This is a genomic window from Synechococcus sp. RC10B2, assembly GCF_047502635.1.
This window is the reverse complement of the sequence record NZ_JANSHO010000054.1, coordinates 74,993-92,746: the sequence shown is the minus strand read 5'-3', so window position 1 is coordinate 92,746 and position 17,754 is coordinate 74,993. Positions and strand designations below refer to the sequence as shown.

18 protein-coding genes, 1 tRNA gene and 1 pseudogene are annotated in these 17,754 nt (G+C 61.0%); 10 read left to right on the top strand and 10 right to left on the bottom strand.

Going from position 1 to position 17,754, the window contains the following annotated elements; all coding sequences use genetic code 11:
* Positions 1 to 141: 141 nt before the first annotated feature.
* From NW855_RS07340 to NW855_RS07330, 3 genes are read left to right on the top strand one after another with little or no spacing between them, the layout of a single operon-like run.
* Positions 142 to 660 (top strand): hypothetical protein, encoded by a 519-nt coding sequence (locus NW855_RS07340; RefSeq protein WP_414508631.1) that lies wholly within the window; start codon positions 142 to 144, stop codon positions 658 to 660.
* Between the two features lie 48 nt (positions 661 to 708).
* Complete coding sequence (locus NW855_RS07335) at positions 709 to 1,269, top strand: hypothetical protein (protein WP_414508630.1); 561 nt, start codon at positions 709 to 711, stop codon at positions 1,267 to 1,269.
* Positions 1,269 to 2,810: an Hsp70 family protein gene (locus NW855_RS07330; RefSeq protein WP_414508629.1), complete on the top strand. Its 1,542-nt coding sequence runs from the start codon at positions 1,269 to 1,271 to the stop codon at positions 2,808 to 2,810. Before NW855_RS07335 ends, NW855_RS07330 begins: the two co-directional genes overlap by 1 nt.
* Positions 2,811 to 3,192: 382 nt before the next feature.
* Here NW855_RS07330 and NW855_RS07325 read toward each other — a convergent pair whose 3' ends face one another.
* Positions 3,193 to 3,597, bottom strand: coding sequence for an ARPP-1 family domain-containing protein (locus tag NW855_RS07325; RefSeq protein WP_414402770.1), 405 nt, complete (start codon positions 3,595 to 3,597; stop codon positions 3,193 to 3,195).
* Positions 3,598 to 4,083: 486 nt separating this feature from the next.
* Between NW855_RS07325 and NW855_RS07320 the strand changes: the two are divergent.
* From NW855_RS07320 to nusB, 4 genes and pseudogenes are all read left to right on the top strand, one after another.
* Positions 4,084 to 4,216 (top strand): annotated as a pseudogene (locus NW855_RS07320) (IS200/IS605 family transposase); the annotation flags it as partial.
* Between the two features lie 136 nt (positions 4,217 to 4,352).
* Positions 4,353 to 5,210, top strand: a complete 858-nt coding sequence (locus NW855_RS07315) for a Cof-type HAD-IIB family hydrolase (protein ID WP_011429257.1) — start codon at positions 4,353 to 4,355, stop codon at positions 5,208 to 5,210.
* An 11-nt stretch (positions 5,211 to 5,221) separates the two neighbouring features.
* Positions 5,222 to 7,381 (top strand): ATP-dependent helicase, encoded by a 2,160-nt coding sequence (locus NW855_RS07310; protein ID WP_041438062.1) that lies wholly within the window; start codon positions 5,222 to 5,224, stop codon positions 7,379 to 7,381.
* A 119-nt stretch (positions 7,382 to 7,500) separates the two neighbouring features.
* Positions 7,501 to 8,367 (top strand): transcription antitermination factor NusB, encoded by an 867-nt coding sequence (nusB, locus tag NW855_RS07305; RefSeq protein WP_099812516.1) that lies wholly within the window; start codon positions 7,501 to 7,503, stop codon positions 8,365 to 8,367.
* A gap of 389 nt (positions 8,368 to 8,756) precedes the next feature.
* Here nusB and NW855_RS07300 read toward each other — a convergent pair.
* Positions 8,757 to 8,828: transfer RNA gene (locus tag NW855_RS07300), tRNA-Gly, on the bottom strand.
* A gap of 108 nt (positions 8,829 to 8,936) precedes the next feature.
* Here NW855_RS07300 and ssuE point away from each other — a divergent pair.
* A complete protein-coding gene (gene ssuE / locus NW855_RS07295) occupies positions 8,937 to 9,488 on the top strand; it encodes an NADPH-dependent FMN reductase (RefSeq protein WP_011429260.1) in 552 nt (183 codons plus the stop codon).
* A 63-nt stretch (positions 9,489 to 9,551) separates the two neighbouring features.
* Here ssuE and NW855_RS07290 read toward each other — a convergent pair whose 3' ends face one another.
* Positions 9,552 to 9,971, bottom strand: coding sequence for a hypothetical protein (locus NW855_RS07290; RefSeq protein ID WP_011429261.1), 420 nt, complete (start codon positions 9,969 to 9,971; stop codon positions 9,552 to 9,554).
* 168 nt (positions 9,972 to 10,139) lie between these two features.
* On the opposite strand from NW855_RS07290, the gene NW855_RS07285 reads away from it, so the two are divergent.
* Positions 10,140 to 11,789 (top strand): hypothetical protein, encoded by a 1,650-nt coding sequence (locus tag NW855_RS07285; RefSeq protein ID WP_011429262.1) that lies wholly within the window; start codon positions 10,140 to 10,142, stop codon positions 11,787 to 11,789.
* Here NW855_RS07285 and NW855_RS07280 read toward each other — a convergent pair.
* The 4 genes from NW855_RS07280 to NW855_RS07265 all read right to left on the bottom strand — a co-directional run bounded on the left by NW855_RS07280 (position 11,783) and on the right by NW855_RS07265 (position 14,892).
* The gene (locus tag NW855_RS07280; RefSeq protein ID WP_011429263.1) at positions 11,783 to 12,976 is read right to left on the bottom strand and encodes a glycosyltransferase; all 1,194 of its coding nucleotides are present in this window, start codon (positions 12,974 to 12,976) and stop codon (positions 11,783 to 11,785) included. The two genes, NW855_RS07285 and NW855_RS07280, sit on opposite strands and share 7 nt — an antisense overlap.
* Positions 12,977 to 12,978: 2 nt before the next feature.
* Positions 12,979 to 13,392, bottom strand: coding sequence for a PH domain-containing protein (locus NW855_RS07275; protein ID WP_011429264.1), 414 nt, complete (start codon positions 13,390 to 13,392; stop codon positions 12,979 to 12,981).
* An 89-nt stretch (positions 13,393 to 13,481) separates the two neighbouring features.
* Positions 13,482 to 13,988, bottom strand: coding sequence for a hypothetical protein (locus NW855_RS07270; RefSeq protein WP_240527286.1), 507 nt, complete (start codon positions 13,986 to 13,988; stop codon positions 13,482 to 13,484).
* A gap of 22 nt (positions 13,989 to 14,010) precedes the next feature.
* Complete coding sequence (locus tag NW855_RS07265; RefSeq protein ID WP_011429266.1) at positions 14,011 to 14,892, bottom strand: ion transporter; 882 nt, start codon at positions 14,890 to 14,892, stop codon at positions 14,011 to 14,013.
* A gap of 140 nt (positions 14,893 to 15,032) precedes the next feature.
* On the opposite strand from NW855_RS07265, the gene NW855_RS07260 reads away from it, so the two are divergent.
* Positions 15,033 to 15,626, top strand: coding sequence for a Maf family protein (locus NW855_RS07260; protein ID WP_099834680.1), 594 nt, complete (start codon positions 15,033 to 15,035; stop codon positions 15,624 to 15,626).
* On the opposite strand, the gene gatB is transcribed toward NW855_RS07260, so the two are convergent.
* From gatB to NW855_RS07245, 3 genes are all read right to left on the bottom strand, one after another.
* Positions 15,623 to 17,095, bottom strand: coding sequence for an Asp-tRNA(Asn)/Glu-tRNA(Gln) amidotransferase subunit GatB (gatB, locus tag NW855_RS07255; RefSeq protein WP_011429268.1), 1,473 nt, complete (start codon positions 17,093 to 17,095; stop codon positions 15,623 to 15,625). The genes NW855_RS07260 and gatB overlap by 4 nt on opposite strands.
* 65 nt (positions 17,096 to 17,160) lie before the next feature.
* Entirely contained in the window at positions 17,161 to 17,445 is a 285-nt protein-coding gene (locus NW855_RS07250; RefSeq protein WP_099812511.1) for an acylphosphatase, read from the bottom strand.
* Positions 17,442 to 17,633 (bottom strand): hypothetical protein, encoded by a 192-nt coding sequence (locus tag NW855_RS07245; protein WP_041438067.1) that lies wholly within the window; start codon positions 17,631 to 17,633, stop codon positions 17,442 to 17,444. Before NW855_RS07245 ends, NW855_RS07250 begins: the two co-directional genes overlap by 4 nt.
* Between the last annotated feature and the right edge of the window lie 121 nt (positions 17,634 to 17,754).

Below are 17,754 nucleotides of genomic sequence, written 5' to 3'. Positions count from 1 at the left end.
TGCGATCGCTTCTTTCCTGAACCATGTTCAGGAGAGTTCAGCGTGAATGTATCAGCTTGGACAAACCAAATTCTGTCCCCCTAGGAGAGGGGCTGGAGGTGAGAGAGCTTAGGATAGCTACAGATTAGAGCAATCAAAACTATGAAGTCTGCTGCTCGCCTAGCTTGTCTGCTTGCCGGACTGATCCTAGGAGCGGGGATCCCCGTCATTGCTCCCGCCCCCGCCCTTCCCGTTGCCCAAGCCGGTTTCCGGCCCTATCTCAATGCCCGTTTCGGCTACCGCATCGACTACCCGGCAGACTTTATCCCGCAAGGGGAATCCGACAATGGCGACGGCCAAGTGTTCCTCGGTCAAGACGGGGCTGAGCTGCGCGTTTGGGGTGGGTACAACATTTTTCAAGCAACGCCCGCCAGCGCCCTGCAGGAAGAACTTCGCCGCAGCCGGGAAAACCAGCGCCAGGTTACTTACCAAACCGTTGGCCGGGATTTCTTCGTGGTCTCCGGCTACGAGGACTTTGGCCAGCGGATTTTCTATCTCAAAAAAATCGTCCGTCCTTCCCTGCAGGCTGGCTTTGAATTCGTGTATCCGGCCAACCGGCGCGAGCGCTATGACCGAGATGTGGAAGCTATAGCCCGTTCCCTGCGCCTTGCCAATCCCTGAGCTAGACCCAAGTTGGGGCATGATCGTAGGGATCCCTGGCAAAACCCCATGGCCGAGAGACCGCTGGACAATTGGCTGCGGGAACGGATGCAAGCCGTTGGCCTCTCCTCTTGGCAGGCTCTGCAAGCCCGGGCGGGGATCAGCCGCCGCGCCCTCGATCAGGTGCGCCAAGGGCAGTGGGGATCCCTGCGCCTGGAGCAACTGCAGAAGCTGGCTGCCGCTTTAGAGTGGGAGTTGGGATCCCTGCTTGGCGGTGGCGACCCTAGTCCAAGGGGCTCGAACACTGCAGAAGCGATCTTTTCCCTGCTGCAGCCGCTGCTGACCAGCTACCCCACCGTCCGCGAGATTGCCCGGCGCAAGCCCGATTGGCCGGCCCAAAACGTGACGGCCCTCTTCCGGTCGCTGGATGCCCTGCTGCAGCAGTGGGGGTATGAAGCCATCGGCAGCCCTCTTGAGTCCGTCCCCTTCGACCCGCAACTGCACCAGCCGGATCAGCCGGACATTCGGCCAGGGGATCCCGTCTACATCCGCTTTGTCGGCTACCGCCGGAAAGACTACATCCTCTGCCCGGCCAAAGTCAGCCGCTCGCTGCCCGGAGGATTGAGCTGATGGCACCTGTCCCCAAAGCAACGCTGGCTATCGATTTCGGCACCAGCAATACTGTGGTGGCAGTTTGGGATCCCGTCCAAGAAGCGCCCCGCCTGCTCAGCTTTCCCGGCCTTTCCCGCCCGGGCTACTCGGCCATTCCCAGCCTGGTCTATGTCAAGGGAAAAGGCCAGCTCTTGGTGGGGGAAACGGTGCGGGCCGGGCGTTGGGGGGCAGTGGAGCCGCAGCGGCTGTTTCAGGGCTTCAAGCGGGATCTGGTGGCGGAGTTTGTCCCCCCACCGCGGATTCTCGATGGGGAGCGCTACGACGCCGAGAGGGTGGCTCAGGCTTTTTTGCAGGCGGTGATGGAAGCCGTCCAGCAAGAATACCTGCAGCCGCAACAGGTGGTGTTTACCGCTCCCGTCGGCTCCTTTGAGCGCTACTTGAACTGGCTGCGGGGGGTGGCCGGGGATCCCGTTCAAATTGTGGACGAGGCCACTGCCGCTGCCCTGGGCTATGCGGTCGGCCAGCCGGGATCCGTGGTGCTGGTGGTGGATTTCGGCGGCGGCACCCTGGATCTCAGCCTGGTGCGCACCCTTGCCCCCCAGCCGGGCAACCCCGTCCTCAAGGCAGAGGTGATCGCCAAGGCCGACGCCTACGTGGGCGGGGTGGATATCGACATCTGGATAGCCGAATACCTGCTGGGGCAACTGGGGCTGAGCCGGCAGCAGCTGGGGGCCCTGAGCTGGATGACGCTTTTGGAGCAGGCAGAACAGCTCAAGATCGCCCTTTCTGCCCAGCCGGAGGCTGTGGGCAGTTGGTTCGACGACGAGACTCTAACTGCCTATGAGCTGCGCTTGAATCGGCAGGCGCTGGAGGAGATTTTAGAAACCCACCAGCTCCTCGACCAGATCCGCCAGTGCCTAGACGAGGTGCTGCTCAGCGCCCAGGCAAGGGGGTTGGCCAAAAGCCAAATTGAGCAAGTGCTTCTGGTGGGAGGGAGCTCCCAACTGCCGGCAGTCCAAGAGCTGCTCCGCTCCTACTTCGGCAAAAAGAAAGTCCGCTGCGAACGCCCCTTCGATGCCGTGGCCCTGGGCGCCCTGCAGGTGGGCTGCCAGGTGAAGCTGGAGGATCGCCTCCACCACAGCTACGCCATCCGTCTCTGGGATCCCTGGCAAAAAAGTTACATCTACTATCCCCTCTTCGAGCGGGGCAGCCCCTACCCTTGCCGACGCTCCGAGCCCTTGATCTTGCAGGTGGCCAACGACGGCCAGACCGAAATTCGACTCGATGTGGGGGAAGTGGCCCAGGTGGCCCAGGCCGAGGTGGTCTATGACGAGCTGGGGCGCATGAGCAGCCGCCAACTTACCCGACAAACCGATTTTCGATCCCTGGGTGCTGAGCCGGCTTGTCTGGCCCGCCTGCAGCCCCCAGGTCGGGCAGGAGAAGATCGCCTCAAGGTGGAATTTGCCGTCGATGCCTCGCGGCGGCTGTTGGCCACTATCTTCGACTTGCAAACCCAGCAGCTTTTGGTAGAAGCCCAGCCCGTAGCCACCCTGAGTTAGAGAAAGGCACTCAGCTTCTTTATCGCGCCAAAACCCAAACAGTGCCGCCTGGCCCTTCTCCCCCCTGGGAGAGGGGCTGGGGGTAGTCGCAATGGCAGCGTGGAGCGCTTGGGCGGATCCCTTGTTGAACAATCGCCTATTTTGCTGTAAAGCGCGGGGGAAAAGTCTTAAGCTCATCCAGAATGACTGTATATCCCCTGCAGTGGCTTTGTAATGACTTGACAGATATAGTCATTTCAAATAGATGCAACGTTTCTCTACGTCGTTATTGCTACGCAACGCTGTCGCGAAGGCGCCGGCAGCGCGAAGCACTATCTCTAGCTCCCCTCTCCCCCTGGGAGAGGGGCTGGGGGTGAGGGCCGACTCCCCTGAGCTCAATCTCTCAAGAATTAGAAACGACTGGCCCTACTGCTGACAGGTAAACTAGCTTCCCGTCGTAGAACAGCGCTGAGCCTTGGTCGCCTTGCTGCGAGTCTGCCCGGTACTCCTGACCTTCGCCCACAGTCGTTACCGCTTCCCAAGGCCATTGGGTTATGTTGGCCCAGTATTTGAGAACATCCTCAGAGGTGGCCTTGGCTCGTGAGGGGGCTGCTCGCAGGGCCTCGATGGCCAGACCGGCTACCAGGCGGGACCACAACCGGCTGCAAATCTGCGCCGTTCCGAAGAGATCCAGCGAGCGCACACGACCGTCTATAGCGATGGCTAGGCCAGTTGCTCCCTTGACATAGCTGATGTCTTCGCGGAACCCTTTCAGCTCCTCCTCGTAGGCTGCATAGGCAATCAGCAAGGGCGGCAGTAGGGGAGCTAACCTCAAGCCTGAGGTGAAGACGGGCAACGTTGACACTCCCACCGCCTAAAGGCGGGGGATTCTTACGCAGTCCACAAAAGAACCCGTAACGGCGTTGTCAAAGCGCCTCTAGACAGTTCCTGAAGGCAAAGCCCCAAGGTTCTGCTGACTTTCTTAAGCAGGTTGGCGGCAGCATTTGCCTCAGCGTTGACCAACCACCCCTTTGCCGTTTGGTACAGGCCCCGCTTGACACGCCTTCCAGAGGGTCTCCACCCGTCGGGTTTTTCACCATAACTAGGTAGCTCATCTCCATCTAGGAAGCTTGCCTGCGAGCTGTACGCCTCCTCTACCTCAATAAACTCCATGCCATAATGCTGACATAATTGCGCAATACGCTCCTTGAACCGACCTGTTGGAATGAAAACAAAGTTTTGGTTAAAACCGCATTCTTGTTTTTGTTCTTTGTTCCAACCTAAGTAAGCGATAGTGCGAGAGGAAAGTCAACGGTACAATCACTACAACCATGGTGTGGGGCTAGCGGTTGTTTATCTTATTTTTTGGCCAAAGAGTAAGGAAAGAGGTCTTGGTGGGAGAAGTCAGGAAGAGGTTGTTTGAGCTATGAAACTATATCAACGACCCCCATCATGGGTAAGCGACTAAAGTGGCTAGCGGGCTTTTCCGCCCTGCACTAAAGTGCGGGGCTACCCAGCTATCCTTTTGTGTTAGTGTCTGGGAGGTTGCCAGGAGGAGGGGCAATGCAAACCGGAGCAGAAGCTCAAGTCCAACAGCGAAAAAAGGAGGCAGGATCCTGGAGAGACATTCGGCTGTTGGTATTGGACATCGACGGCACGATTGCCGGGCCTTCCAACCAGGTTTCGGAGCCGGTGCGGCAGGCCATTCAAAAAGCCAAGGCGGCAGGCGTGCGGGTAGCCATTGCTACAGGTCGGATGCATCGCTCTGCTGAGCGGTTTCACTACGCCATTGGGGCCGATATGCCCCTCTGCAGCTATCAGGGGGCGCTCATTCGCGATCCCGACAGCCAAAAGACCTTGAAGCATTGGAGCCTGGACTGGTCGCTGGCGGAGGAGCTGCTGCAGGTGCTGCAGGATCAGCCGGTGGGGGTGCACCTCTACATCGACGATCAGCTCTATTTGCGGGAGCTCAGCCCCCTCAGCCAAGCCTATGCCGAGCGCTCCCAGGTGCCGTTCCAGATGCTCTCCCCCGCCCAACACGGGAAAAGCCCCACCAAGATCCTGGCTGTTTCGGAGGATACGGAGTTTCTGCAGCAACTCCAGGGATCCCTGCGGCAGCGGTATTCTCCTGAGCAGATCTACCTCACCCGCTCGGAGCCGATTTTTTTGGAGGCCACCCATGCGGCGGTGAACAAGGGCAATGCCGTTCGTTTTCTGGCGGAAGAGCTGCTGGGGGTGTCGGCGGATCAGGTGATGGCCATCGGCGATGGCGACAACGACATCGAGATGCTCCAGTATGCGGGGATCGGGGTAGCCATGGGGAACGCCTCGCCGGCTCTGCTGCCCCACGCTGATTGGGTTGCTCCCCCCGTCACCGAAGATGGGGTGGCGGTGGCCATTGAGACCTTTATCCTCGGCTAGTTGCGGATGCAATGGTGAGCTTGGCAGATTCTCCTTTTCCCCAAGTCACGTTGCGTCCAGAACAGCAACGGGCATTGGCGTATCGGTCGGGGCCTCTGGGGATCGCGGCAGTTCCGGGGAGCGGCAAGACGTTTATCCTGGAGCTGCTAATCGCCGATCTCATCCTGAATCGCGGCGTTCCACCGGAGCGCATTGGGGTGTTCACCTACATGCGTTCGGCGCGAAGCAATTTGATCAACCGCATCAACCAACGCCTGCAACAGGCGGGCTATCCGGATCGCTTTACCCAAGCCTTCACCTTGCACTCGCTGGCGCTGCGGGTGTTGCGGGAGGTTCCCGGCCCTTGGGAAGAGCTGTCCATCCTGGAGGAATATGAACAGGAGCGCCTGCTCAGCCGTCTCTGCCGCGCCTGGCTCGCCCACCACACCCACCTCTGGGAGCCCTTGATCCCTGCCGAGAAGCCCCACAAGGTGGTCCGAAACCGGCTGCGGTTTCGACGCAGCTTCCAGCAGATGGTGCGGGCGGTGATCAGCACGGCCAAGAATCTGCGTCTGGGGCCGGAGGCGATCCCCACAACTACTCAGGGCTATCTGGGCTGGGCGGCCCCCATCTATGCTGCCTACCAAGCGGAGCTGCGTCGCCTGGGCAAGCTGGACTACGACGACCTGGGCTGGCAGGCAGTGGAGCTAATCGAGCGCGACCCGGCCCTGCGGCAGCAGGTGCAAAATTGGTACGACTACCTATTCGAGGACGAGGCCCAGGACAGCTCCCCCCTCCAAGAAGAGCTGCTGCGGCTGCTCAGCCAGCGCACCGGCAACCTGGTACGGGTCGGGGATCCCAACCAAAGCATCATGGGCACCTTCACCACCGCCGAGCCGCGGCTGTTTCGCGCCTTTTGTCAGGCCAATCCCCAGGTGACGTTGAAAGAGTCCAGCCGCAGCGCCCCCCAGATCCTGGAGTTGGCCAACCGCCTGGTGGACTGGGTGAACCAGAAGCACCCCATCCCAGCCCTGCGCACCGCCCTGGCTCCCCAGCACATTTGCCCGGCCAGCGCTGGCGGCCTAAATCCCCCGGCCAGCGAAGGGGAGGTGGTGTTTCGCCGGGTAGTCGGATCCCCGGAGCAGGAGCTGCAGGAGGTGACGCGGTGGGCCCTGGCAGCCGCCCAGGCTTTTCCCGACCAGACGGTGGCCATTCTGGTCACCACCAACGAGCTGGGGGGCAAGGCCCTCGACTACCTGCGGGAACTGGGGGCAGAGCAGGTGATCGATCTGTTGCGGGGCAACCCCAGCCAGCGGCGGGTGTTGCTGCAACTCAAGGGAATCATCGACTGGTTGGCCCAGCCCATTTCCTCTGCCCGCTTGGCCGCTGCTGTGGATCACCTGGCCGACTGGGCCGGGATCCCGCGCCTGGAGCTGGGGCCGATGCTGGACTGGATCCGCGCCTCGCTGCCGGAGCGGCTGCTATTTCCCCAGTTTGGGGAAGCCCCCACTTTGCCGGATAGCCCCTCTTGGCAAAACTTGGGCAGGCTGCTGCGCATCCTTGCCGGTTGGCTGCGGGCCGGGCGCTCCCCTTGGCCGGAGGTGCTCAATGTGATTGTCCAAAGCCTCTACCGCAAGCCGGAAGAGCTGTTTGTGGGTTGCTACGTCATCGACCAGTTGGAGCAGGTGCTGGGATCCCTGCCCGAGGTCGATTGGCAGGAGATTGCCCAAGAATTGCGGGTGATTCTGGATCGCCGCCTCAACAACCTGCCCTCGGAGATCTTTGCCTTCAACCCGGAGCCGGGCAGCATCACCGTTACGACTCTGCACCGCGCCAAGGGCTTGGAATGGGATCAGGTGTTCATCCCCCAGGTGTCGGCCTACGAGTTTCCCACCTACTCTGAAGAGCGACCGGTGGGGCTGAGGTTTTTGGAGGATGTCGATATGAGAGCAGAAGCCCTGGCCCAGTTGCGGCAGCTCAGCCGCAGAAGTTGTTGGGAGCAGCAGGCCGACTCGGCCACCGAGCAAGCCTTTTTGGATCTGGCCGCAGAGCGGCTGCGGCTGCTGTACGTGGGCATCACCCGCAGCAAACGGCGGCTTACCCTCTCCGTCTCCAGCCAATCTCGCTTTGGCGAAGAGCAGAGTGCATCGTTGGTGTTTCGCGTGTTGAGCCGCCCTTGCGAGGCAAGTTGACAGCGAGGCGCCCGGGCCTCTGGTTCTTCATTGCCCCGCGGCAGGCTGCTAGCATGGCTAAGCCCGATAGCGCCGCCTTGCGCGATGGGGCAGTCGTTTAAAAACATGGGTATTCTGCAATGCAACCTCGGCGTGTTGCCCGCGAACTGGCCCTGCTGGGGGTCAACCAACTGCCGGCCACAGCGGCCAAACTGAGCGAAAAACAACTGGAGGACTTGCTGCTGGCAGCCATCCGCGCTCTGCAGGAAGAGACCCATGAAACTCTCTCCACAGCGGCGGCGGAGATCCAGCGCAGCGATCGCCTGTTGCACGAGAGCGATCCCCTGTTATTGGCCGCTTCTGATGCCAAGGAAGAGGGCGGAGCTCGCTCTCTTACTGTCCGCCTTCAGCAGGCCCAACGACATCTGCAACGCTTGGAAACGGCTCTGAAGGAGGCCAACGCCGGCGACACCGTGCAGGGAGAATTGCTGGAGCTGGCCCACCAAGCCCAAGTGGCCCTCAGCAACGCCGGCCAAGCCCTGGAACACCTGGAACAGCGGCTGTACAGCGTCCGCCGCATCCTGGATGAGGTCGTTCAGTTGTCCCAAAAGGCGGTCAACCGGCTGGGAGTTGCCCTCTCCATGCCGGAGCTGTTGCACATTGCCCAAGCTCAAGAGGTACGCGCCTACGCTCTCCAACTGTTGACCGCCCTGCGCACCCATAAGGAGGCTATCGACGCCCGTTTGCAAGGGGTTTTGGTAGGCTGGCAACTGAAGCGGGTGGGGCGGATCGAGCGCGATATCCTGCGCCTGGCGGTAGTGGAAATGGAGATCCTGCGCAGCAGCCCCGACAAGGTCGCCATCAACGAAGCTGTAGAATTGGCCAAAAAATACGGGGATCCGGAGGCCGCCGCTTTTGTCAACGGGGTGCTACGGCGGGTGGTGGACAGCCGCATGGAAGCCCCTTTCGGTCGGAATCCTTCGCCAGCCGGGGATCTCAGAAGCTAGGCTCCTCACTGCCTTAGGGTGAAGGCCCTGCGTGGGGCAGATTGTTTGACCCTCCTACCGCCCAGGGGATTTTTACGCAGTCCGCAAGCGGACTCACAGAGGCGTTGTCAAGACACCTCTAGACAGTTCCTGGAGGCAAGGCCCCAAGGTTCTGCTGACTTTTCTGATCGCGTCAGCGGGACGGAGTTGTTGCAGGTTGGCTGAGACGGCAGTCTCTTCCGGACGCTTGCCACCGGTCGGGTTTTTCACCGTCTTAGGGGCTCGCCTGGGAATGGCACGCCTCGGTGATAACTATGCCATTGATGAGCAGCTAAAGTTGCTCACGGGCCTTTCCGCCCCGCACTCAAGTACGGGGCCAGCCAGCTATCCCTCTGTGTTTTCGATGGGGAAGCGGGCGATGAGATTCGAACTCACGACATCCAGCTTGGGAAGCTAGCGTTCTACCACTGAACTACGCCCGCAGGGATCCAGGCTCGACAACCTGGAGACTTTCCTAACGCATAGTTTAGCATTTCTTGGACGGGATCCCTGGTACAACAGAAGCAGCGTTCTACTTCTTTTGTTGATCCATGCCGGCCATCCTCCTGCTCTCCGGTAGTCCTGGCCCTCTTTCTCGGGAAGCCGCTGGCCCGCCACCGCGGTCGGAAGCGATTTTGCACCACGCTGCCGGGATCCTGTCCGGTCTGGGATTGACGACGGAGTTTGTCTCGGTGCGGGATTTGCCGCCAGAGGATCTGGTGCGGGTTAACTTTGAGAGCCCTCACCTCCAGCAGATTCAGGAAAAGGTGGCCCAGGCTGCCGGGATCGTCATCTCTGCTCCTGTCTATAAAGCTTCTTATCCAGGCGTGTTGAAGGCGCTGCTGGATTTGCTAGACCAGGATGCTTTTACCGGCAAGGTGATTCTCCCCATTGCCACCGGGGGAACCCTGGCCCACCTGCTGGCCATCGACTTTGCCATGAAGCCGGTGCTGGCCGTGATGGGCGCAACCCATATCTTGAAAGGGATCTACATCCTCAGCTCGCAGATCCAGTTTGAGGCCGACGGCACCCTGCGGCTGGAGGCCGACATTGAAGAACGTCTGCAAGCAGGGATCCGGGCGCTTGCCCAGGCGGTGAAATAACGATTTTTCGTTCATGCGGAAGCGCCCAGCCAACAACTGAAAGGCAACTCTCCGGTGCAGCCTTCAGGGATCCCTCAACAGCACCGTCGCAGTCACAGCGGCACTTTGTCCCAACCGGTCGAAAACCCGTAAACTGAGCAGGTAAGAGCCGGGCACCAAGTTCAAAGGGGGGCGGATGCGGAAGCGAGTAGTGCAGGACACGTTGCCGGAGACACAGTTGACCTGGGCTGCTGACAGCGTCTGCACCTCGATCCCCGACCATGACACCTGAAACGCCAGCTCCGCTGGGAGCCGCCCCGGCACCGACACCGAGACCCCAACCTCCAAAAAGCCGCCCCGGCTAACGGCGGCAGGAATGTCGCTGCTGGTGATTAGCGGCGGCAGAGGGGGGCTGGCAGTGAGCGCGGCGGCACCACAACCGACCAGAGCCACGCCCAGCAGGGCCAGCGTCAACCCCCAAGGTTTGGATCCCAGCTTGATCACAGGGCTCCCGCTTCAGAACTCCATCCCCCAAGTATAGAGGATGGAGGCAACATCTCTAGCGTTAGTTTTGGGAGAACTCAAAAATTCACGCTATAGGTGGTGTCAAGCTGGATATTTGCCCGGAGCATCTGCTAGAGTAAAGCCCATAATCTGTCGAGCAGCCGGGCTATGGAAGTGGAAGAGGAGCTGAAAGCTTTGCGGGCGCGCGTGCGCAACTTGGAGCGATCCCTAGCAGAGTCAGAGGCACTGTCATTGCAGCAGATTGAATGTACCCATCGCCTGGAACAGCAACTGCTGGAAGCGCAGGCCCAACTGCAGGAGCGGGAGCAAGCTTTGCAGGCTTGTCAAGAGGAGAAGGCGCGGCTGGAACAACGTCCTACCCTGGAAGCTTTTCAGCTCCAACAGCAGCACATTGAAGAGTTACAAAATCTTCTCTGGGAAATGGAGCGCCGACCCACGCTGGAGCACTACCAGATCCTGCAGCAACAGTTGCAGACCAGCCAAGCAGAAATCGAAACCCTGAAGGCAGAACTGCAGCGGCGCGTCGATCCGGCCCGGTTCTATCAACTGCAGCAGGAGCTCTGGGAGCTGAAACAGCAGGCCAACCAGTTGGGGGAATACGCCGTCAAGTTGCCGCAGGTACAGCTTTTACAAGCCCAATCGCAGCTCCGCATTCAAGCGCTGGAGGAAGAGAAGGCGCAGTTGCAGGCGCAAATCCAGGAGCTGGCCGCTCGGCCCTCTGCGCAGGAAATGGAAGCCCTACGGGCGGAGCTGGAGGCGGCCCACCGCCAGGCCGAGGCTGAGGGGCAGCGTCTCAAAGCCGAGCTGGAAAGCGAAAAGGCACGCCTGCAAGCCGACCTGAATGCAGCGCAGCAACGTCTTCGCGAATTGGAAGAACGCCCTTCGCAGGAGCAATGGGCAAGCTTGCAAGCGGAGCTGAACCAGTTGCGCCAACAAGCCTCTTTTGCCAAGGCCGAGCGAACCACCTTGCTGGCGGAGCTGCAGCAGAGCCAGCAGCGCCAGGCAGAACAGGCCCAGCAAATTGCCAAACTGGAGGCGGAGCTGCAGGCTCTGCGCCAAGAGCGAAAAGCCCAAGTGGATCCCAGCGGCGAGGCGGAGTCTCTGCAGACGCAGCGGCTCCTTGCTCTAGAAGAGCAAGTGCAGGCTCTCACCCGGGAGCTCGACGCCTTGCGGGCCGAACGGGATCAGCTTCTCCAAGAGCTGGCTCAGCGGCCCACCCTTGTCCAGTGGCAGGAAGTGCAGCAGCAGCTTCGGGAGCTGGCCCAGCGACCAACTCGGGAAAGCCTGGAAGAAGCCCGGCGGGCACAGGAGCTGGCGGAGGCCCATCATCTGGTTAGCCAGAAACAGATCGAGAAGCTGCAGCAGCAGGTGGCGACTTTGAAAACCGAGTGTGTGCAGGCCCACGCCTATGCCCAAACTCAGGAAAAAGAGGTGGCCCTGTTGTTGCAACGCAATCAGGAGCTGGAGGAGCAGCTAGCCGCTCTGCGGCAGTCGTCTGCGGCTCCTCCCCAAGCAGGTGTCGAGCTCAGGTCTGGCCGCCCGGCTCAGGAACGGGTTCAGGCGGCAGCTGAAGGGCCTGCTCCCTCCCCAGCGGTGGCTGCCGCCCCACCCACCAGCCGACCCACAACTGGGAGAACGCCCGCTGGTGGGATCCCACCCCTTGCCCTTGAGGAGCGGCAGGATCGGGCGGAGAAGCTGCTGAGACGCTCCGCCTTGGCGGCTGCACGGGCTGGGGGAGAAGGGGGCAGCCGCAGCCGCATCGAGTTGCCGGCTTTTGTACAGCGGCGGCCCTACTGAGGCTGCCATTCTTGCGGATCCAAGCGCTCTCCCGCCTGGAAACGGGGCCAGGCCCAGCGCAGCAGGGATCCCAACTGGGCGTGGAACCGCTCCGGCGCAAATTGCAAGGCATGGGTCCGAATCCGCTGCGGATCCCATTCCTGGCGCTCCGCCTGGCGCAGCCCTTCGACGAGGGCTTCCACCCTGGCTTCGGGGATGAGGATCCCCGTCTGGCCGTGGATGACGGTCTCGCGGGTGCCTCCCCGGTTCAGGGCGACCACAGGACGACCACAGGCTTGCGCCTCCACCGCCACCAGGCCAAAATCCTCTTCCCAGGGAAACAGCAGCAGCCGGCAATTGGCCAGCAGCTCCTGCAGGCGGTCTTGGGGCTGGTGGGGCAAAAACTCCACTTGCGGCCCTGCCAGTTGCTTCAGTCGCGGCAGCTCCGGCCCTTCCCCCACCACTACCAGGCGGCGGCCCAGCTGCTTACAGGCAGCGATCGCCAAATCCACCCGCTTGTAGGGCACCAGCCGGCCCACCACCAGGTCGTAGTCGGCTTGGGGATGGGTTACCGGCTCAAACCCCTGCAGCGGCACCGGCGGATAGATAACCACAGCCTCGCGGCGGTAGAGCTTGGCCAGGCGCCGGCGGATGTGCTGCGAGTTGGCAATCAATAGGTCTGGCCGCTGGGCTGCCACAAAGTCCCACTGGCGCAGGCGGTGCAACAGCCAGCGGCTGAGGGCGGCAAGCGGGCGGATCCCCGTCAACCCCTCCCGCTCCAGATAGAGCTCCTGGTTTTCCCAGAGGTAACGGGGCGGGCTGTGGATGTAGCTAAGGTGCAGAGTGGAAGGCCCTGTCAGGATCCCTTTGGCAAAGGCATGGCTGCTGGAGATGACGCAGTCATAGGCGGAGAAGTCAAAGCTCTCGTAGGCCAAGGGCATCCAGGGCAGCAGGTACTTAAGGCGGCTGTGATAGTTGCGCCGCAGCACCCCCAGCCAGCGGGCCCAGCCCTGCAAAAACGAGGTGTAAACCGACCGCTGCTGCCAGCTCGGCGGCAAGGTGTGGGACGAGAAGAGGCTGACGTAGAGAGGTGCCTGTGGGGCAAAGGCAAGGAGCTCCTGCAAAACCTTTTCCGATCCCCCTGGCCAGATCAAATACTCGTGCACCAGCGCCAGGCGCTGCGCCCAGGAGGGATCCCAAGCAGGCATGGCTAGGCTTGGGTCGAGGGGGACCTTTTGCCGATGGGCCCGCTTACTTGCCTGGCTTTCTCGTCCAGCCGTTCGCTGATGTAGGCGTAGATCTCGCGGAAGCGGGGCACTGCCCGCATCTCTAGGCGGCTGCCGTCTTTGAGGGTGAGCACCATATCGCCCCAGGTGCCTAGGCCCCGTGGCACCGTCACCACCTTGGCAATCTCTTTGTAAATGACATCAGAGCGCTCCTTGCCGCCCCAGCCGCCGATCACAGTGATGCGACGGTTGGTTATCCGGTAGTGAACCCAAAGCTTGCGCACCAGGGCGCCCACAAACAGAGGCAAGCCAACGAGGGTGAGGCCGAGGAAGGAGTTCAACACCAGATCGCCCGTGTGAGGGCCGCCCTCAAAAAAAACTTCTTCTTTGATCGCCATGCTCAGCCCACCTAATGTCGAATGTCAGCATCAACAATGCTAAAAACAATCTTAAGCTAAACGGTTTCTCACCCCAACTGTCTGCCGAGTTAGCGGTGGATGCGGGATCGAGTCAGTTTTTGGAGGGCTTGCCCCGAGCGGTAGGTAGCCAAGATCAGGTGAACAAACAACACCATCACCACCAGCGCCACCGCCACCGCCCCGACATTGCCCAGCCAGCCCCACCCTTCCAGACCTGTCAGAGCCACCAAAGCCCAAGAGGCAGGGTGCAGCATTCCCCCCAAAAGAAGAATCTGGGAGAACAGGTGCCCGGCTGTGAAGCGGGATCCCAACGCCACCAGCGCCAGGCCGCCGCCGATGTTGATCAGCCCCATATTGCCCAAAAAGGCGTAGCAGATGTGCCAGGCGTACTTTTGTTTGGGCACCTCTTGCCAGGAAAGGGGTTCCCTAGGGATCCCTGGCAAATCTTGCGGAGCGGGCAGCAGCGGCTGAACCTGACTGAGGATGAGGCCCAGGACGATGGCTGCCAGCAGCATCACCACTCCCGCCTTTACATTGAGCTTGCCAGGGATTGCCAATTCAGGATGTGCCAACATTGCAGGTTCTCTCGATCCCGTCCTAGCCTATCCTGTCTTTGCCCCCAACCGGCAGATTGGCCAGCGGACTGCTGGCTGGAGAGGCTTGGCTATCCGGATAGAGCGGCGTGCCGCAGCGCTTACAAAACTGGGCATCCTCATCGTGCTGGGAGAGGCCGCATCCCGGGCAGGCCCACTGCAGCGAGGTGCCGCTTTTCACCAGTTGCTTGATCAGCTCCCCTACTTGCCAAGGGATCAGGGCCACGCCCGTCAGGATCATCAGCACCGTCAACAGCCGGCCCAGCTCAGAGGTGGGGGTGAGATCCCCAAACCCTACCGTGGTCATGGTAACAACCGAAAAGTAGAAAGCATCCAAAAAGGTGGCAAAAGCGCCGGGATTGGCCGGATGTTCCACCTGGTAGATGAGGCCAGAGTAGACGAAGACAATCGCAAAGAGAGTAAAAAGGATGCGCAACAAGATGCGGGTGTCGGCGGAGATGACCTGACCAAAGAGGGTCTTGCCCTCCACCAGGCGCAGCAGCCGCAAGATACGAAACCAGCGCAAGAGGCGGATAAAGCGAATATCCGTCAGCCCGGCAAAAAAAGGCAAAATCGCCAGCAAGTCAATGAGCGAATAGAGGCTGAAGACGTAGCGCAGCTTCTGCAGGGCCGCTGCCCAGCGCAGTAGATATTCCACCACGAATAGGCCGAGGATGAGGCGATCCAGCCGCTCCAGCCCAAGGCGGAGTTGGGGGGGAATGGGGTAGGTCTCCACTACAAAAAAGGCAGACGAACAGAAAACCAGCACCGCCACCAGCCAATTGACCCAGCGGCTTTCGGGTGTGTCCTGATCCCCCCAGTAGCGCTGGAGGAGGCCAGCAGGGGCAAGCTCAGTTTGGGTGGCCTGGGAGGGTAGGGTGGTCACAGACGGGATCCCGTTGGGAAGAGATCGAGAGGGTTTCCCTTGAGCGCCTATCGGGCGTACCTTGACTAGGTTAATGGAAACTAGTAGTAGAGCAAACTTCAGTCCTGCAAACGTCTAGGCTTGAGTTGAGCATTGAATCGATGTTGCCTCCCATTGTCCTGGCTTCGCAATCTCCTGCCCGCCGCCAATTGTTAGAAGCTGCCCGGATCCCTTTTCGCGTTCAACCCAGCTACTTTGACGAAAGCCAAATCCAGAGCCCGGATCCGGTGGAGCTGGTGCAGAAGCTGGCTGCGGCCAAAGCCGAAGCGGTGGCGGCTCAGCAACGGGAGCCCGTCTTGGTGATCGGGGCTGACTCCGTGCTCTACCTAGGGGGGGAGATCCTGGGCAAGCCGGCCAATGCTCTAGAGGCGGAACGGCGCCTGCGGCAAATGCGGGGCGAAGTGGGAGAGCTCTACACGGGCCATGCCTTGATTGACACGAGGCAGAACCGCCGCCTCGTCCACTATGCGGTAACACGGGTGTTTTTTGCCAAGCCCAGCGACGAGGAGATCCGCGCCTACGTGGCCACCGGCGAGCCGCTCAATTGTGCTGGCTGCTTTGCCATTGACGGCCGCGGCAGCTTGTTTGTGGAGCGGATCGAGGGGTGCCCTGGCAACGTCATTGGGCTGAGTTTGCCGTTGCTGCGGCGCATGATCCAGGAATTGGGCTATTCCCTCACCGAAGCCTGGAATTAGCCGTCTAGATGCCGCTTGAGCAGCTCGTTGGCCAGCTTGGGATCCGCCCGTCCTTGGGTTTTTTTCATCAGTTGCCCGACAAAGTAGCCGAAGAGCTTGGTTTTGCCCTCCCGGTACTGCTGCAGTTGCTCGGGGTTCTCGGCCAGCACCTCGGCGATCATTGGCTCCAAGAGGCTGCTATCGGAGATCTGGGTCAGGCCCTTGGCCTCCACCAGGGCGCGGGCCGAGCCGCCTTTTTCCAGCAGCTCCGGCAGGATCTCCTTGGCAATTTTGCTGGAAATAGTGCCTTGCTCGATGAGGCCGATTAGCTCAGCCAGGGTTTCCGGCTTCAAGGCGATGTCCGGGTAGTCCAGCTTGTGGGTGTTGAGGTAGCTGGCGATGTCGCTCATCATCCAGTTGGCGGCTGCCTTCGGGTCGGCGCCGGCAGCAACCACGGCCTCAAAGTACTCGGCGGTGTTGCGTTCGTCGCTGAGGTAGCGGGAGTCATACACCGAGAGGCCGTACACCTGTTGGTAGCGCCGCCGCTTCACACTGGGCAATTCCGGCAGCTCCGCCTGCCAGCGGGCTTTTTGCGCTTCCGTCACACGAATGGGCGGCAGATCCGGCTCCGGAAAATAGCGGTAGTCGCTGGATCCCTCTTTCTTGCGCATGCTGATGGTGCGCTGGCTGTTTTCTTCCCAGAGGCGGGTCTCCTGTACGATGGGCTCGCCTGCTTCCACGGCCTTAACTTGGCGGTTGAACTCGTACTCGATGGCCCGCTGGATGGCGTTGAAGGAGTTCATGTTCTTGATTTCCACCTTCGTGCCAAAGGTCGGGGAGCCCAGCGGGCGCACCGAGATGTTGACGTCGCAGCGCAGGGATCCCTCCTGTAGGTTGCCATCGCACAGCCCGGCGTAGCGGAGGATGCGGCGCAGCTCCTGTACATACTCGGCTGCTTCTTCCCCAGTGCGGATATCCGGCTCGCTGACGATCTCGATGAGGGGAACTCCTGCCCGGTTGAAATCCACCAGGGAATAGCTGGATCCCGACAGCCGATCGCTGCCGGCATGCACCAATTTGCCCGCGTCTTCTTCTATGTGCAAACGGGTGATGCCGATGCGCTTGCTGCGGCCGTCGCTGAGCTGGATCTCGACCCAGCCGTGGGTGGCAATGGGCAGGTCGTACTGGGAGATTTGGTAGTTTTTGGGCAGGTCGGGGTAGAAGTACTGCTTGCGGTCGAACTTGCTGTAGGGGGCGATGGTGCAATTGAGGGCCAGGCCAGCCTTGACCGCGTATTCCAGCACCTTCTCGTTCAGCACGGGCAGGGTGCCGGGCAGGCCCATGCAGACAGGGTCAATTTGGGTGTTGGGGGGAGCGCCAAAGGCCGTCGCGCTGCTGGAGAAGATCTTGGAGCGGGTGCTGAGCTGGCAGTGCACCTCCAGCCCAATCACAGCTTCGTATTCCACTTTGGCAGGGGCAGCAACCGTCATGGCCAAACGAGAAAGAGTAGGTTTTCCCATTCTAGTGGGATATCGCTAGCTGCTGAGCTGCTGCCTCAAACGGTGGGGCGGATCTCGAAGGTGGAGAGGCCTTCGGGTGGCTCGAAGCGGTGTTCGACGGCCTCCACCCGCGAGCCGGGGCTGCCCTGCTGGCACCAGCGCAACATCGCCTCCACCGCCGCCGGGGATCCTTCAAAAACCGCCTCCACCCGGCCATCCCGCAGATTGCGCACCCAGCCGTGGACGCCGGCGTTGCGGGCCATGGCTTCGGTGTAGGCCCGAAACCCCACTCCCTGAACCCGCCCGCGCACCCAAACGTGAACGCGAACCCTGTCGCTCATGCTGAGGGGGATCCCTCCGAGGTGTTGCCAAGTTCTGAAGCCGAGGGCGACTCGGCTGGCTGGGCCGTAGCTTTCTCCGCCTGCTGCTCTAGGCGCTGCCAGAGAAAGTTGACAAGGGCAACCAGTCCCACGATCCCCAGCGAGATCCCGCCGGCGTACCCAATGGCTTGCCACAGCACAGGAGACATAGGCCAACCTCGCTGGTGCAGAAAGCTCCCTTCTGACCTTACCAGACGGAAACCCCAGAGAGAGGGGATCCCTGGCGGCTTGGCCCTCTCCTCGACAACGCCCTCCAAGCTGGACAAGATT